The sequence below is a fragment of the Aquimarina algicola genome, from assembly GCF_006443095.1.
GTDB lineage: Bacteria > Bacteroidota > Bacteroidia > Flavobacteriales > Flavobacteriaceae > Aquimarina > Aquimarina algicola.
Genome location: NZ_VFWZ01000002.1, coordinates 1,178,144 through 1,195,709 on the forward strand (window position 1 = coordinate 1,178,144; position 17,566 = coordinate 1,195,709).

Annotated in this window: 10 protein-coding genes; 8 read left to right on the forward strand and 2 right to left on the reverse strand. The window is 31.3% G+C overall.

The window, feature by feature from the left end:
• Nucleotides 1–192 precede the first annotated feature (192 nt).
• Entirely contained in the window at nt 193–801 is a 609-nt protein-coding gene (locus tag FHK87_RS09285) for a superoxide dismutase (protein ID WP_140592398.1), read from the reverse strand.
• A gap of 221 nt (nt 802–1,022) precedes the next feature.
• Here FHK87_RS09285 and FHK87_RS09290 point away from each other — a divergent pair, with 221 nt between their 5' ends.
• The 7 genes from FHK87_RS09290 to FHK87_RS09320 all read left to right on the forward strand — a co-directional run bounded on the left by FHK87_RS09290 (nt 1,023) and on the right by FHK87_RS09320 (nt 13,023).
• The gene (locus tag FHK87_RS09290) at nt 1,023–4,178 is read left to right on the forward strand and encodes a UvrD-helicase domain-containing protein (protein WP_140592399.1); all 3,156 of its coding nucleotides are present in this window, start codon (nt 1,023–1,025) and stop codon (nt 4,176–4,178) included.
• 284 nt (nt 4,179–4,462) lie between these two features.
• Nucleotides 4,463–5,857: an OmpA family protein gene (locus FHK87_RS09295; RefSeq protein WP_140592400.1), complete on the forward strand. Its 1,395-nt coding sequence runs from the start codon at nt 4,463–4,465 to the stop codon at nt 5,855–5,857.
• A gap of 135 nt (nt 5,858–5,992) precedes the next feature.
• Nucleotides 5,993–8,728 carry a PD-(D/E)XK nuclease family protein gene (locus tag FHK87_RS09300; RefSeq protein ID WP_140592401.1) on the forward strand — a complete coding sequence of 912 codons (2,736 nt, stop codon included), beginning with the start codon at nt 5,993–5,995 and terminating at the stop codon, nt 8,726–8,728.
• Between the two features lies 1 nt (nt 8,729).
• A complete protein-coding gene (locus FHK87_RS09305; RefSeq protein ID WP_140592402.1) occupies nt 8,730–9,578 on the forward strand; it encodes an alpha/beta hydrolase family protein in 849 nt (282 codons plus the stop codon).
• A gap of 57 nt (nt 9,579–9,635) precedes the next feature.
• Nucleotides 9,636–9,926, forward strand: a complete 291-nt coding sequence (locus FHK87_RS09310; protein WP_140592403.1) for a hypothetical protein — start codon at nt 9,636–9,638, stop codon at nt 9,924–9,926.
• Nucleotides 9,927–10,008: 82 nt separating this feature from the next.
• A complete protein-coding gene (locus tag FHK87_RS09315) occupies nt 10,009–12,402 on the forward strand; it encodes a TonB-dependent receptor (protein WP_140592404.1) in 2,394 nt (797 codons plus the stop codon).
• Between the two features lie 9 nt (nt 12,403–12,411).
• The gene (locus tag FHK87_RS09320; RefSeq protein ID WP_140592405.1) at nt 12,412–13,023 is read left to right on the forward strand and encodes a type 1 periplasmic binding fold superfamily protein; all 612 of its coding nucleotides are present in this window, start codon (nt 12,412–12,414) and stop codon (nt 13,021–13,023) included.
• Nucleotides 13,024–13,398: 375 nt separating this feature from the next.
• Here the strand turns inward: FHK87_RS09320 and FHK87_RS09325 are convergent, their stop codons facing one another.
• The gene (locus FHK87_RS09325; protein ID WP_226294165.1) at nt 13,399–15,090 is read right to left on the reverse strand and encodes a tetratricopeptide repeat protein; all 1,692 of its coding nucleotides are present in this window, start codon (nt 15,088–15,090) and stop codon (nt 13,399–13,401) included.
• 532 nt (nt 15,091–15,622) lie between these two features.
• Here FHK87_RS09325 and FHK87_RS09330 point away from each other — a divergent pair.
• Complete coding sequence (locus FHK87_RS09330) at nt 15,623–16,759, forward strand: RICIN domain-containing protein (protein WP_140592407.1); 1,137 nt, start codon at nt 15,623–15,625, stop codon at nt 16,757–16,759.
• Nucleotides 16,760–17,566: the final 807 nt, after the last annotated feature.

The window sequence follows — 17,566 nt, forward strand, 5'->3', positions numbered from 1 at the left end:
ATTAGCAGAGCCATAGCATAAGTAGGTTAAGTTCATGGTAGATTTGGGGCAAAAAAAGGTGGATTCTCCACCTTTTTTTATTTTATAATACTTTCTCTTCATTCAAAAAGTCTAGAAAATAAAAAAAGCCGTAATATAAACATATTACGACTTTCTCAGTTTTAACTATTTTATTTACTTATAGTATATGTCTTATTTTCCTTGAGCGTATCTGCTGGATACTTCGTTCCAATCTATTACACTAAAAAATGCAGAAATATAATCAGGACGACGATTCTGATAATTAAGATAATATGCATGTTCCCAAACATCTAATCCTAAAATCGGAGTACCTGCACAGCCAGTATTCGGCATTAATGGATTATCTTGATTTGGAGTAGAACACACTTCTACCTTTCCTCCTTGTTGAACACATAACCAAGCCCAACCAGAACCAAATCTTGTTGCTGCTGCTTTAGCAAATGCATCTTTAAAAGCATCAAAAGAACCAAACGCTGCATTTATAGCCTCTGCAAGTTCTCCTGTAGGTGTGCCTCCACCATTTGGAGACATTACTTCCCAAAACAGACTGTGATTATAATACCCTCCACCATTATTTCTAACAGCCATATTAGACATATCAAGATTGATAAGGATATTTTCTATTGTTTTACCTTCTAGATCGGTCCCTTCTATTGCAGCATTTAGTTTGTTTGTATATCCTGCATGATGTTTGTCATGGTGTATTTCCATGGTACGTGCATCTATATGAGGTTCTAATGCATCAAAGGCATAGTTTAATTTTGGCAATTCAAATGACATAATTTTCGTTATTTATGTGAGTAAAAATATAAATGACACCAAATTTAACAATTAGTACTGATGAATAAAAATTTCTGATTGTTATATATTAATTAAATCTAAATAGGATTTACGAGATTTAAATGCTTCGTGAGCTTGCTCCAAAAGTAGTTGACTTTTATATTTGCCTTATAATAGCAACAACACAACATCTTGTTTTAGTATTTTAGTAAAAAAAAGAATTGAACTCTACTATCGCCTTTACCATATATAATGCTGCTGCAGGAGCCGGCAAAACATATACTCTTGTAAAAGCTTATCTCATTACGTTGCTAAAAGGAGAATTTAAAGATAGTTACAAAAATATCCTTGCGATTACCTTTACTAACAAAGCAGTCGCAGAAATGAAAACAAGAGTTATAGAAAGCCTTGTAGGATTAAGTCAGCCCAATACTCTAAGTAGTTACCAAGAATTACTTGACGATTTAATAAATGAAACTAAAATCCCTGAACAGAAATTAAAACACAAAGCTGATCAAATTCTAAAAAGCATTTTACACAACTATGCTGCTTTCGATATTGTAACTATAGATACTTTTACACATAGAGTTATTAGAACATTTGCATATGATCTTGGAATTCCTATGAATTTTGAAATTGAAATGGATTCTGAATCTCTGGTTGAAGAAGCTGTAGATAGTGTAATCGCTAAAATTGGCATAGACAAAGAGCTTACTTCTTTGATTATAGACTTTGCAATAAGTAAACTCGAAGAGGATAAAAGCTGGGATATTTCTATAGAGTTAAATAAAGTTGCCAAATTACTATTCAGCGAAAATGACAAAAAACATCTAGACAAACTTTCTGATAAAAAAATTATTGATTTTGAAAATTTAAAGAAAAGTTTGATCCAAAAAAAAGATCAAAATAAAAAAACAATAATAACGACATCAGAAAACACTCTTACACGCATTAAAAATCAAGGAATCGATTTTTCAGACTTTACCAGAGGCTCTATCCCAAAACATTTTCAGAAACTTGCTCAGGGAGAAACAAAGATAGATTTCACAAAGACCAAGTGGATGCAAGACATAACCACTACTGATTTTTACAACAAAAGCCTGGATCAAACCAAAAAGCAATCTATTGATATGATTCGTAATGAAATAGAATATGCTTTTAATGAAACAAAGAAAGAGATCATACAACTCGATTTTTATCAAAACATTATAAAAAACCTAACTCCTCTTTCTATACTTAATACCATTAACCAAGAATTAGCTGCAATAAAAAAAGAGAGAAGGGTTTTATTAATATCAGAATTCAACACTATTATAAGCAGTGCAATAAAAAACCAACCTGCTCCCTTTATTTATGAAAGATTAGGAGAGCGTTATCGAGATTATTTTATTGATGAATTTCAAGACACTTCAGAATTACAATGGAACAATATAATACCTCTTGTTGATAATGCGGTATCTTCTGAAACACTGAGTGGTAAAAGAGGTCAAATCACTATTGTTGGGGATGCCAAACAAGCTATTTATAGGTGGAGAGGCGGCAAAGCTGAGCAATTTATCAATTTGTTTTCAGGACACAATCCTTTTTCTATAGAAGAAAAACAAACACTTAATTTACCTAAAAACTATAGAAGTCATGAAGAAGTCATAAAATTCAACAATGACTTTTTTACATTTCTATCAAATGATTTTAGCAATCTACAGCATCAAGAATTATATAAAATAGGAAATCAACAAGAAACCAATTCAAAAACTGGGGGGTATGTTAATATCTCTTTTATAGAAGCAAAAAACACTACTCAAGAAAATGAAATGTATCCTGAAAAAGTATATCATTCTATTCTTGATTTAAGCAATAAAGGATATAAGCTCAATGAAATATGCATCATTGTAAGGAAACAAAAAGAAGGAGCATTTATCGCCGACTATCTTACTGAAAAAGGAATTTCTATTATTTCTTCAGAAACATTATTAATAAAAAACGCTCCAGAGGTTGCATTTATCATTGATATATTGACTTGGAATATCTATCCTGAAAATTTATTATCCAAAATCAACATTCTGCATTTTTTAGTAGATCGCTTTAATATCAAAGATAAACATAGTTTTCTTGAAGAGATGACCAGCTCTAAGAAGGAATCATTTTCAATAGCTTTAAAAAGTTACGGGATCACATTTAATTTCAACCTACTTACATTAAAACCTGTTTATGATGCTGTAGAATATATTATTTCTTCTTTTGGTCTTGCTGATCATGCAAAAGCATATATACAGTTCTTTTTGGACGTCGTATTTTCTTTTACACAAAAACATACAGAGAGTACAACTGGTTTTCTTTCATATTGGAACACCAAAAAAGAGAAACTAAGTATTGTTGCTCCAAAAACAGAGCACGCTATACAAATCATGACGATACACAAAGCAAAAGGATTAGAATTCCCTTGTGTAATATATCCATATGCAGACATAAATATTTATGAAGAAATAGAACCAAAAACATGGATTACCATCAACAAAGACCATAATCATAACTTTGAAGAAGCGTTTATCAACTACAATAAAAAAATATCAGACTACAACACTCACGGCAATGAAATCGTTTTACAGAGACAATCTCAATTAGAATTAGACAATATCAATCTTCTTTATGTGGTATTAACAAGAGCCAAAGAACAATTATATATTATTTCAAATGTAAAGCTAAACGCCAGAAAAGAGAAAAACCCTAATAGGTTCTCGGGCAAGCTCATTGCATATTTAGAGTATCTAGGAAAATGGAATTCAGAAATCACAACATATGAGTTTGGAAGCTCTAAAAAATGTAGTACCTCTCAAAATAATGAAAAAGAATCATCAAAAGTAATTCAACTATCGACACGTAAGAATTATCTAAATCAATATAAGGTATATATTTCAACAAACTCTGGAAAGCTTTGGGATACTACTCAACAAAATGCAATTGAAAAAGGTAATTTGATTCATGAACTCATGGCTTCTATAAAAACGAAAGATGATATAAATTTTGTCGTTAATGAAGCTTTTCATATCGGAAAAATTACTTCAACAGAAAAAGAAACCCTTTTAAAAGACATCAGTAATGTTATTAATCACCCTGAACTTTATAAATATTTTGCTATCGACAACAAAATATATAATGAAAGAGAGATAATGGCAAATGGCGTTGTATTCAGACCAGATCGAATAATAGTAGACAAAGAAAATACCACCACAATAATCGACTATAAAACAGGCGATTACAAAGATTCTCATGCTCGACAGATACGAGAATATGGTATTTTTTTAGAACAAATGGGACATAACCTCAAGCATAGTATTCTTATTTACTTCAATGATCATATTACCTTAAAACATATATAAATAAGCTTTTATTTTTACAATTACTAAAAGAAATATAAGGATAAAAGGTAATTTTATCTTATAATTGTATCATAATTGTTGATATAAACGTTATATATTTTTCTGAAAAAGGTTAAAATATTAGTTTTTTTTCATTAAAAAAGAGCCAAAAAAAAACTTTAAAAAGCCTGAAAACAGCCATGTTTACTGGGCTGTTAAGAAAAATTTATTAGATTTATCTTTGACAGTTATGTTTAACATATTACATTTGCTCTAATTAACACTTAAAAATTAAATTATTGAATATGAAACATCTTAGCAGATTTTTAGCGGCTTCGTTACTCGTACTAGGACTTAGTACTGCGAATGCACAAGATGAAAACAATCCTTGGGCGGTTTCTATAGGTATCAATGCCGTTGATGTCTTTCCTACTGGAGGAGATCTGATGAATCAAGGGGAAATTTTTGAAGAATTTTTTAATGCTAATCAAAATTGGAATATTCTTCCATCTGTTTCTACAGTATCTGTTGGTAGATATATAGGAGACGGATTTTCTTTCACTGCAACGGGATCTGTTAACCAAATAGATAAGTTTGGAGAACTTCCTGATGGAACTGAAGTAAGAGTAGACGATTTATCATACTACGCTCTTGATGGTAGAATTAGCTACAGCTTCAAAAATGTATTAAACACAGGTTGGTTTGACCCTTACTTAGGTGTAGGTGGTGGTTACACTTGGGTAGATGAATTAGGTGCTGGAACTTTAAACGGTTCTTTAGGATTTAATTTCTGGCTTACAGAAAACTTAGCACTTAATCTGCAGTCTACTTACAAGCACGTATTTGAAGACTACGAAACTGGAAGCTACCCTCCAACTCATTTCCAACACTCTGCAGGAATCACTTTTGCTTTCGGAGGAAAAGATACTGATGGTGATGGTGTTTATGATAAAGATGACGAATGTCCTGAAGTACCAGGTTTAGAAGAATTCAACGGATGTCCTGATACTGATGGTGACGGAATTACTGATGCTAAAGATGATTGTCCAGATACTGCAGGTACTGCAGAATTCAACGGATGTCCTGATACAGATGGTGACGGTGTAGCAGATCCTAAAGATGATTGTCCTACTGAAGCTGGTCTACCTGAATTAAACGGTTGTCCTGATGCTGACGGTGATGGAATCGCAGATGGTAAAGATGGTTGTCCAAACGAAGCTGGTCCTGCTTCTAACAACGGATGTCCTTACCAAGATAAAGATGGTGACGGTGTATTAGATAAAGACGATAACTGTCCAGATGTTGCTGGTACTGTTGCAAACAACGGTTGTCCTGAAGTAACTGAAGAAGTACAGAAAACTCTTAATGACTATGCTAAGACTATCTTATTTGACTCTGGTAAATCTACAATCAAATCAGAATCTAACAAAGTTCTTGGAGATATCATCGCAATCTTAAAAGAGTATCCTAATGCTAAATTTACAGTAGAAGGTCACACTGATAGCGTTGGTAGTGAAAAATTAAACCAGAGATTATCTGACTCTAGAGCAAACTCTGTTAAAAACTACTTAACAGAAAATGGTATAGATCAATTTAGATTATCTGCTGTAGGTTATGGAGAAAGCAGACCTATCTCTTCTAACAAAACTAGAAAAGGTAGAGCAGATAACAGACGTGTAGAGATTAACTTAGTTAAGTAATCTAAAACACTTATAATATTAAGAAAGCGTCCAGAGAAATCTGGACGTTTTTTTATGCCTTAATTTTAAAATCATATAAAATACAACACTACTTCTCAAGACTTTTCTATCTTTAAAAAATAAAAACACAAACATTTGAAAAGCTTTCTCAAAGAAGTAATAATAGATCTACACAACAACGATACAACTATTAGTGATCTTATTTTTATAGTTCCTAGTAAAAGAGCAGGTCTTTTTCTTAAAAAAGAACTATTAGCCATGTATCCGAATCGCGTCTTTTTTGCTCCACTAATCTACAGCATAGAAGAATTCATTGTAGAGCTGTCGGGTTTGAGACAAATAGATAATACACAGACACTATTCGAATTTTATGAAACGTATTTAAATACCCATACACATCTTCCTAAAGAAGATTTTGAAACTTTTAGTACTTGGGCTCAAACACTTATATACGATTTTAATGAAATTGATAGATATTGTATTGATCACAAAAGCTTCTTCAATTATCTATCAGAAATACAAGATTTAAATCATTGGTCACTACAAAAAGAAAAAACTGATCTTGTAAAAAATTATATTCTATTTTGGGAAAATCTATTAGAATATTACACAAATTTCAAAAACAAACTCATTTCCAAAAAAATAGGCTATCAAGGTTTATTATATCGTAAAGCATCAGAAGACATAAAAAAATATATTAGTACTGCAAAAAAAACACATATTTTACTAGGGTTTAATGCCCTCAATAATGCAGAACAAACGATCTTCAAATCACTTCTAGAAACAAACCTTGCAAAATTATACTGGGACGCAGATCATTTCTTTCTAGACAATCCGTATCATGAAGCATCTTTATTTCTTAGAAGTTACAAAAATCAATGGGAGTACTACAAGCAAAATCCTTTTGAGTGGGTACAGAATAATTTCTCTCAAGAAAAAGATATTACGCTTTTGGGTGTACCCAAAAATATAGGGCAAGCAAAATCCGTAGGGCAACTTTTACAATCTATTGCTCCTACAGATATGGAAAAAACCGCCTTGGTACTCGCTGATGAAACATTATTGCAACCCCTACTTAACTCACTTCCCGGGACAGTTAACGCAATCAACATTACAATGGGGTTACCTCTCAAAGAAGTTCCTATTGCTGCTTTCTTTGAATTACTATTTAACCTACATAAAACCTCAAGCCAGAGAGGTTTTTATCACAAGTCTGTAATAGAAATTCTAAATAGTTTACCTACCCGAAGACTCTTAGGCTTTTTTTCGCAAAAACTAATTTCTATAATCTCACGAGAAAATATTGTTTATGTGACTTTACAAAAGCTTAAAGAAACAGCCTCTGATGCCGAAAAAGAAATTTTAAACCTATTATTCAATAATTGGACTGATGCGACAAAAGCTTTAACTAGCTGTAAAAAAATCATACTACAACTCAAAACCTGCCTTGATAAAGAAAAAAACGAATTAGAATTAGAGTATATATATCATTTTCATATAATATTCAATAAAATTTTGGCTATAAATGAAGCCTACACATATATAAACACAATAGCATCGTTACATTCATTATATAAAGATATTTTAACAACAGAAACCCTTGACTTTTTGGGTGAACCTTTTAATGGATTACAAATCATGGGAATGCTAGAATCACGTTGCTTAGATTTTGATACCGTTATCATTACCTCTGTTAATGAAGGTATTCTACCGGCAGGAAAAAGCACAAATTCTTTTATACCTTATGATCTTAAAAGAGCCTATAATCTCCCAACATATAAAGAAAAGGATGCCATATATACGTATCATTTTTACAGACTGATTCAAAGAGCAAAAAAAGTATATCTTATCTATAATACAGAAGACGAAGGTGTTGCCGGTGGAGAAAAAAGTAGATTTTTGCTTCAATTAGAAATTGATAAACGACCTAATCATACCTTAAATAAATATATTGTTGCTACAGAAGTACCTAAACCTTCTAAACAATTACTACATGTTTATAAAAATGAAAATATAGTAACAAAGTTGAAACAACTAGCCAATCATGGACTATCTCCTTCAGCCTTGACCTCTTATATAAGAAACCCGCTAGATTTTTATTATAAATATGTTTTAGGCATTAATGAAGCAGATCAAGTCGAAGAGACTATTGCTGCCAATACACTAGGTACAGTAATACATAATACATTAGAAACATTTTATAAGCCTTTAGAAAATAAAAACGTAACAATCAATGATCTCAAAAAAATGAAAGATCAGATTGATAACCAGCTTCAAAAAGAATTTAGACAAGAGTATTCTAATCTTAATATTACCCAAGGCAAAAATTTATTAATCTTTGAAGTTGCCAAACGATATATTTTCAATTTTCTTACCTCTGAAGAAGAGATATTAAAGAAAGGGTCAGAACTCAAAATAGTTTCTATAGAAAACAATCTAAAGGCAGAATTACATATCCCAGAACTAGGTACTCCTGTTTTTATCAAAGGAAAAGTAGATCGCATTGACATATTAGATGGGCAATTAAGGGTCATCGATTATAAAACAGGTAGAGTCACAAAAAATGAAACAATCATCATGGATTGGGATGCGACTATAGAAGATTATAAGTATAGCAAAGTCATACAAATTTTGGCTTACGCATATATGCAACAAACAAAGCACCCAATACAAGACTCATTTGTAGCAGGAATCATTTCTTTTAAAAATCTACAAGAGGGTTTTTTAAAATTTGGAACCAAAGAAAGCATACGAGGCAAAGTAAATTACGAAATTACGAATAGTATCTTTGAAGAATACCTACATCGACTAAAACAATTAATCTTAGAGATTTTTGATAGCAAAATTCCATTTATAGAAAAAGAAGTTTAAAATGATTGAAAGGAAAAAAAACATAATCATCCAAGGACAACATGATAAACCTATATTAATAGATACTTTTTATAATAAAAATAGCACATCAAAACCAATCGTTATTTTTTGTCATGGGTACAAAGGATTCAAAGACTGGGGGGCATGGGATCTTGTTGCCGAGGCATTCGCTAATGCGGGATATTTCTTCATCAAATTCAACTTTTCGCACAATGGTGGTACAGTAAACAAACCTATAGACTTTCCTGACTTAGAAGCTTTTGGACAAAACAATTACATAAAAGAACTAGATGACCTCGAAACGGTTATTGATTGGATTACAAGCATTGATTCGCAATTTAAAAATGAAACCAATACTGCAAACATTAGTTTAATTGGGCATTCTAGAGGTGGTGGTATTACAATCATAAAAGCTTCAGAAGACTCAAGAATTTCAAAATTAATTACCTGGGCAAGTGTGTCTGACTTTAAAAAAAGGTTTCCAGAGAAACATAAAATAGAACAATGGGAAAAAGATGGGGTGATGTTTATAGAAAATGGAAGAACAAAACAACAGATGCCTCACTATTTTCAATTTTATACTTCTTTTTTAGAAAATGAAAAAAGACTAACAATTTCAACATCAGTTTCAAAAATCAACATTCCATATTTAATTATTCATGGTAATCATGATCCAACCGTTACTATAGAAGAAGGAAAAAAAATACATAAGTTAACTCCCGAAAGCGAATTATTCATAGTAGAAGGCGCTGATCATGTTTTTGGAGCAAAGCATCCATGGGATATGAATCGTTTATCTTCGGACTTAGAAAAAGTAACTCAAAAAACCATCGATTTTATAGGCTTTTAACACTTTCTTTTCTAAGAAACACAACAAATAATTATTTTTTTTCGTTTATTTGCTATAATGAAGTATAATAAACAAATACTCGCAACTGTATTTTTAGTATTCTTTGGTATCATACAATTGGCAGATTTACATATTCTAAGCCATGATGATGATTCTGGAGATACTGAGTGCGAAACTTGTGATTTTATTTCTAAACAACATCACGACGATTTTGTTTTTACTCATATAACTTTTACTCCAAAAGTTATTACAATACCTTTGAACATTGTTAAAATTTCTTATAGAAATTTAGATCATGATATTGTATCTATCTATACATTCCTAAACAAAGCCCCTCCCTTAGCTTAGTTATTATCTCACCTCTTTTAATTGACAACTCAACTATTAGTGAAAACCTACACTACTAGTTTACTCATTATTTATTTTACAAATGAAAAGACACACTTGGTTATTAGTGTTGATTCTCGGAATTAATTTTATTTCAGCTCAAGAATGTGAAAAAACACTTTCTGGAAAAGTAATCGATTTTCATGATGGAGTACCTCTAGAAGGCGCTACAATAGTGTTTAATAATCGTAAAATTGTGACAGACGCATCAGGAACATATAATATAGAAGGGCTATGCCCTACCTCTTATGCTTTTACTATCTCACATGAAAAATGTAATTCTCAAGTGATAACTATTGATGTTTCAAAAACATCAACAAAAGACTTTTATCTTGAGCATCATCTTAATGAGTTAGCAGAAGTAAAAGTTGCGGGTGCCACAACCGAGACAAACTCTTCTCAGGAAGAAACTATATCCAATGATGTGATAGAAAAATATAGTAGTGCTTCATTAGGTGATGCCTTAAGAGAAATTACTGGTGTTTCTTCGCTAAATACAGGTTCTACCATTGTAAAACCAATTATTCAGGGACTTAGTGGAAGCCGTGTAATGATCATAAATAATAATGTTAGGATGCAAGATATGGAGTGGGGAGATGAACATGCACCAAACATAGATATTAATGCTGCTGGTAGTGTAACGGTGGTCAAAGGTGCTTCTGCACTACAATATGGTGGTGATGCAATCGGTGGTGTCATTATTGTAGAACCCAATCGTGTACCTGCAAAAGATACGCTATTTGGAAAAACAGTACTTACCGGTGCAACCAATGGTATAGGAGGTTCTGTAGCTACAGAGTTGGTAAAAGGGTATGAAAACGGATGGTTTTTTAAAATTCATGGGGGCTTTAAACGCTTCGGAGATGTAGAAACCCCGGATTATATACTTTCTAATACAGGTATTTCAGAAAAAAGTGCTTCACTTGCTTTTGGAGTTAATAAATTTACATCAGGATGGGATGTCTATTATTCTTATTTTGATACTGAAATTGGTGTATTGGCAGCCTCTCATATCGGTAATGTCGACGATCTTATCAACTCAATCAATAATCAACAGCCAGATATCATAAGAGATTTTACCTATGATATCGAAAACCCAAAACAAGAAGTAACACATCATTTAGGAAGGTTAAAATATTTTAAAAGGTTTGAAGAACTGGGAAAATGGAGTACTCAATATGATTTTCAATACAACCAAAGATTTGAATTTGATATAAGAAGAACAGAAGAATTAAGAAGTAAGCCAAGTCTTGATTTAGAACTTACAACACACACCATAACTTCAGATTTTAGCTTTGATGCCAAAGCAGATTACAGTCTTAAAACTGGTATTTTATTGCGATACCAAGATAATTTTGCAGATCCTTCTACAGAGGTAAGACGTTTGATCCCTGACTATGAGAAATACGATGCTGGTGCTTTTGTATCTGGTGAGTATTTTGCTAGTGATAACCTTACCATAGATGCAGGAATTCGTTACGATTTTAATAAAATAGATGCAAAGAAATTCTATTTAATTTCAAGATGGGAAGAAAGAGGATATAATAATGATTTTTCGGATATTATTATTGAAAGAGCTCGTGGTTCTCAATTCCTGACTAATCCCGTTTTTGAATACCATAGTCTATCAGGAACGATTGGTGCTCAATATACATTTGGTCAAGACAATGCACTAAAAGTTAATTATGCTTTATCACAAAGAGCTCCTAATCCGGCAGAATTATTTAGTGATGGTTTACATCATTCTGCTGCAAGAATAGAATTAGGTGATCTACGAATCGATCAAGAAACCTCTCAAAAGGTATCAATCTCTTTACAAAAAAACACAGAAAAATGGGGATATGAGCTTGCGCCTTATGCAAACTTTATTAATGACTACATTCTTTTAGAACCAACAGATGTAGAATTATCAATACGAGGAGCTTTTCCTATTTGGGAGTATAGACAAACCAATGCAAGACTTTTGGGCATTGATGCCAAATTATATATAAACTGGTTAGATAAGTGGAGAACAGATCATAATTTTTCTTTAGTAAAAGGGCAAGAGACGGATAATGACATTGCATTGATTAACATGCCCGCACCAAATACTAATAATAAAATTACTTATCATAACAAAGAATGGAAGGACTTAACAATATCGTTAGAAAGTCAGTTCTTTTTTAGACAAAATGAATTTCCTCCAAATATTGAGGTTTTTTCAATAGACGCAGATCAAGATGTATTATTAGAAATTAATACCCCGCCTGATGCGTATCACTTACTTAATGCTAATGCAGATTTGAAATTTGCTTTAGGAACAAAAAGTAATCTAAAGGTTGGTGTAACGATTAATAATATACTTGATGAAACCTATAGAAACTATTTAAACCGTCAGCGATTTTTTGCTGATGATATTGGAAGAAATTTTTTACTAAGACTATCTATAAACTATTAATTTAAAAACATGAACACAAACAAATTTTTAACAATGTTAGCTATTTCAGGAACCTTATTTATCTCTTCTTGTTCTGATGATGATGATAATCCTGATCCTGCCAATGAAGGAGAATTAATTACTACAATGACAGTAACACTTACTAATAGTACAGACACTTCAGACACAGTAGTTATGAGATTTTTTGACGAGGATGGTGAAAACGGTCCTACAGAACCTACTCCGACTGTAACGGGTACATTAAAAGCAAGTACTACATATAATGGTAGTGTCGCAGTTTTAAACGAATCTGAAGACCCTGTAGAAATAGTTACTGAAGAAATTCAAGAAGAAGCAGATGAGCATCAATTCTTTTTTATAACTGACGATTTAGGAATAACAACTGCCTATACGGATAATGAATCTAATTATGAAAATGCAGAAGGAGTAGCCTTTACGTCTACAAACCCTGTAGGTCTTACGTTTACACTTACTACAACCGATACTACCGGTGATGTAGCTCTAAGAGTTGTTTTAAGACATGAGCTTGATAAGGATGCAAGTGGTGTTGCAGAAGGAAATATAGCTAATGCAGGAGGTTCTCCTGATATTGATTGGACTTTTAATACTTCTGTAGAATAATAATTAAAAAAATAATTGAAACACAATCATATGTGAATTTAAGTTGAGTTTGTGTAAAATTAAATTGCATGTCGAGTTTCAATTCTTAACCCCCGGGGTGTATTATCCCGGGGATTATAAAAAAGTTAAATACAAAAAATAGTAAATAGCTTTTAAAATATAAACCTAAAACTGATTTTAAATACCTTAAAATATATGAGATTTAGCTTTATTTCTAAAACCACATATAGTAAAGCTTAATCTAAATTAAATTGAAGCTATCATAATTAGTATATAAGTTGAGTTTGTGTAAAATACAATTATGTTTCAATTTAAACCCCTTGTGAGACTTTGCAAGGGGTTATTTTTATATAAAAACTTACATTAAGGTTACATTTAAGCTATTTCTGGTGTCATAATATGTCTTAAGTGCTCTTTTAATGATACATCATCAGGAACATTAATTTTCTTCTTAACTCTTTTTCTGGCCATTTTTACTGCATGTATAGAAACGCCTAGTAATTGAGCAGATTCTTTAATAGATAAATTGAGTTTAACTAATAAACAATGTCTTACATCGTTTGCAGAAAGGTCTGGATAACGAGCATTAATCTGCGCAATAATACCTGGGTATTGAGATTCTATTCTATCCTTTAGAATACCAAGATCTGCAATTGAAGCAATAAACTTATCCAATTTTTTTTCTGCCTCCATGATTTCTTCTTTGTTATCGTATTTTATAGCAGATGACAAATATTTTTTTATCGAACTTAACTTGCTGAGCTTTTCGTTTATAGAAATCATGGTAACCAAAAACTCCTCTTCTCTACCTTGTAAATGGTTTTTGAGAATCAACTTTTCATTTTCTTTAAGTTGCTCTATTTCCTTCTCACTCAAATGATATTTTTTATAAAAAGCAATTGACAATAAGATAAGCAAAAAACCACATAAACCTACTACTAGAGAGGTAATGTACAATCTTTGTTTCTCATTTTTATACATCAAAATATCATTGTCTTTAATTAACAAATCGTTTTTATATTGTTCTTCTATTAATTCTATTCTTCCCTTTGATACCTTTGATATATCTTTATTTCTTTTCATGTAGAGACTATCAATAAAACTTCCATATTTGTTATAATAATTCGTTGATTTTTCCCAATCATTTAGTCTTTTATGTATAGCCCCCAGGTTTCTGTATGCAAAAGCCATATCCATTGGATCGTTTGTGTTTTGTAGTATAGCATATTCAAAATGTTCTATCGCCTTATGAGGATTGTCCAAAGAATTATAGATTTTGCCTAATATAAGTTCATTAACTGCTGTATAAGAGCTTAGTTCTGGTTTATTATCTAGTATCTTTTTTGCATAAAGCGCTTTCTCTAATGCCATATCATAATCACCAAGACTTCTATATGCATCTGCTATAGAAGATATAATATAACTTATCTCTCCTTTCTTATCTGTTTTTTCAATACTTTTTAGGTTTGCTGTCCACCAATTTATCGCTTTGCCATATTCTCTTTTATTAAAATGAGCGCTCGCAAGATTAGCATATAAACGATATCTTAAATCACGATGTTTTACAAAAATGGTATCCTTAAGTAGCTGTTTAGAATATGCCAGAACCTTATCCGGTTCGCCAAGGGATAGATGACATTTAAGAATATTCATTTTTGTAATTGTTGCTGTTTTTCTATCTCCCCATTTTAAGTCGAGTTTATAAGACTTGTGATAGTATTTTAGCGCTTGATAATGAAATTTTTGATCAAATAAAATAGCCGCCTTATTGTTATAAATCTGAGAAAGTAAGAAATCCAAATTAGAATTTTCCTTAACGATATTTTCGCCTTTATCATATACAATATTTGCACTATCAATCATTGAATTATTTTTATAGTACGCTCCTAGATTGATCAAGCTTTCTAATTCTCCTTTCCTATAACCTATTTCCTTTGATTTTTTTAACAATTTCTTTAATAGGTCTCCATTTCCGATAAGGTCCTTTTTTGCAACCTTAATTAGGCTGTCAATTTCTTGGTTTTTTTGTGTTAAAGAGAGGTTTTTTTGACAAAATACAGTTGTCAAATTACACAAAAAACATACAAATAATAGTCTGATTGTTAAGTCTTTCACTTTGATTTGGGGGAGTTAGTTATATTTCTTATTCTTAAAAACGTAATAAAATAAAAATAGTACGCTTTATGTATTCTTTTTTTTCATAATGTACTCCTAATGTACCCTATGAAAAAACCAAAATATATGTCATTCTAAAGTAATTTCGTTAAATAAATATAAGAGAATATTCTATGCTATGCTAAAAAAATAGCAGATAACATATTAATCAAACAAGTATAATCATAACACAAACTCTATCATGCATTTTATTTCAATATCTCAAAATCAAAATTAAATTTCACATTGTCTTTTTCAATTTTTGATCATCAAAGACCTCATCGATATTTAATTTATAAAGATTGTTTGAAACATTAATTTTAAGTAAACTGAATTGGTGATTTATTTATTTTTTATCATTGATAAAATGTAAAATTACCCCTAGAAACTAAATCATTACATACAAGCATTATTTTTCGAAATATTTAAGGATATCATCCAAATCATGAAATCAATAAAACTGATCACCTACATATTCTTTAGTTTGGGTATCATACAACTCAATGCACAAACCCTCTATCCTGCTCAAGGAAAAAAATGGGGTAAAACTAGTGTGGTTCTGGATAAGTCCGATAATCAGATTTCTTTTAAAGATGTTCCTTCTGTATTATATTCACAGATGTCCTATACTTTGGATATGCAATATAAGGCCTCTGATCAAAGAGAAATAGTAGTAAGTTTTTGGAAAAATAATACTTGGATTGCCAGCAAAGTAGACAAAGTATCTAAAGGGTTAGGTACAAAACCTATAACAGTAACTCTACCCTCTCTTCCTTCAGAGGGAAACACATATGCATTTAAATCCCACATTAGGCCCGTTGGAACAGATTGGCAACAAGCGTTAGACACAGATGAAATAAAAAATATAAAAGTAAATTTCAAAGACCTTCCAATTATCGCAGAAGGAACTTATTATATTAGCGCTCTTACCACTAACCAAAGGTTGCTATTTGATATTACAAAAGACCATCTCGTCGTAATGAATGACCCTACTGATGTTGACAATCAAAAATGGATATTAAAACATTTGGGAAACAACATTTATACTATAAAAAATAAAGGCTCCAACAGATATCTTGAGATTCCTAATGGAAAATGTGAAAATGCATCGCAAGTAACAACACATACTCAAGCCAATAAAAACCATCAAAAGTGGAGAATTAATTTAAATAGTAATGATGGTAGTTATAGTATTAAACCTGTTCATTGTATTACTAAAGCGCTAGATGTAACAGAAGGTGAGTTTGATGCGACTACCCAGATTTGGGAGTATCATAAAGATAACATAAACCAAAAATGGAATATTGTTTCTGTTCATAACACAATTTCCAATACTCATGATATACATCATAAAATTAATACCGAAGAAATCTCTTTGTTCCCTAACCCTTCAATAGATTTTGTAAAACTCAAGGGAATTAAAGTAGGAGACGAAATCATAGTATATGATCTACTTGGAAACTCTGTTATAAACTTTACTGCGAAACAGAAAGAAGAAGTAATTCTAACTTCTGGTCTCAGTAAAGGAGTATATATTATTTCAATATCAGAAAGATCTAAATTACAATTTATAAAAGAATAAAAGATACTAATTAATTATAAGCCCCAAACACCCATGAAAAACAACTTTAACACTGCCTCTCTAAGAGAAATGGCAATATTAAAAATTGATCGCCATTATTCATCATGATTTACTATCGCCAAAAGTAAAAGGTGAATAACAAAACCAAAATAAAGGAATCAAAAACTTTATTTACAAAACGCAAACTCTTTAAAACACAAACTACTCTTAACACGTATTAAAATGAAAACGCTTACACAACCATCTTTTCTAGCCCGAATGGCTTTTAAGATTCCATTGCCAACTCACAAAAATTTACCTTTGTTTATACATCAAAATAGGTGTACTACTTATCAAAAAACACTCCGAAGTATTTATTGCTAAAGCTTCTCATGTTATAAATATTTCTAGAGTTAAACTCATTGCAAGTCAAACAACGCGAGACATCCTGCTAAATACAACACTTGAAGTGAAGTAGGCCTCAGAGAATTAAACTCCATAATGCGTATTAAGACCTATAGATGAGTAGTCTATCATGATCAAAAAGAATTGATGATGTGCTCTATTAATAGTGTGAATTTCCTTTACACCTATAAAAACGTAGAAGTATAATACTGTAAGATCGCAAACAACTTGTAGCTCCCTAACCATTAGTTATGGATACTACTCTCTAGAATTAATACTAACCCTAAAACACTAAAACAATGAAATACAAAACGTAAACTGTAATAAAGCATTCGTGTGTAGTAATTGCTTTTGTTACCTAGATATTATTTTGAATATAAAGGTGACAATTAAAAAATTCAAAACTCTAAAACAATATAAAAT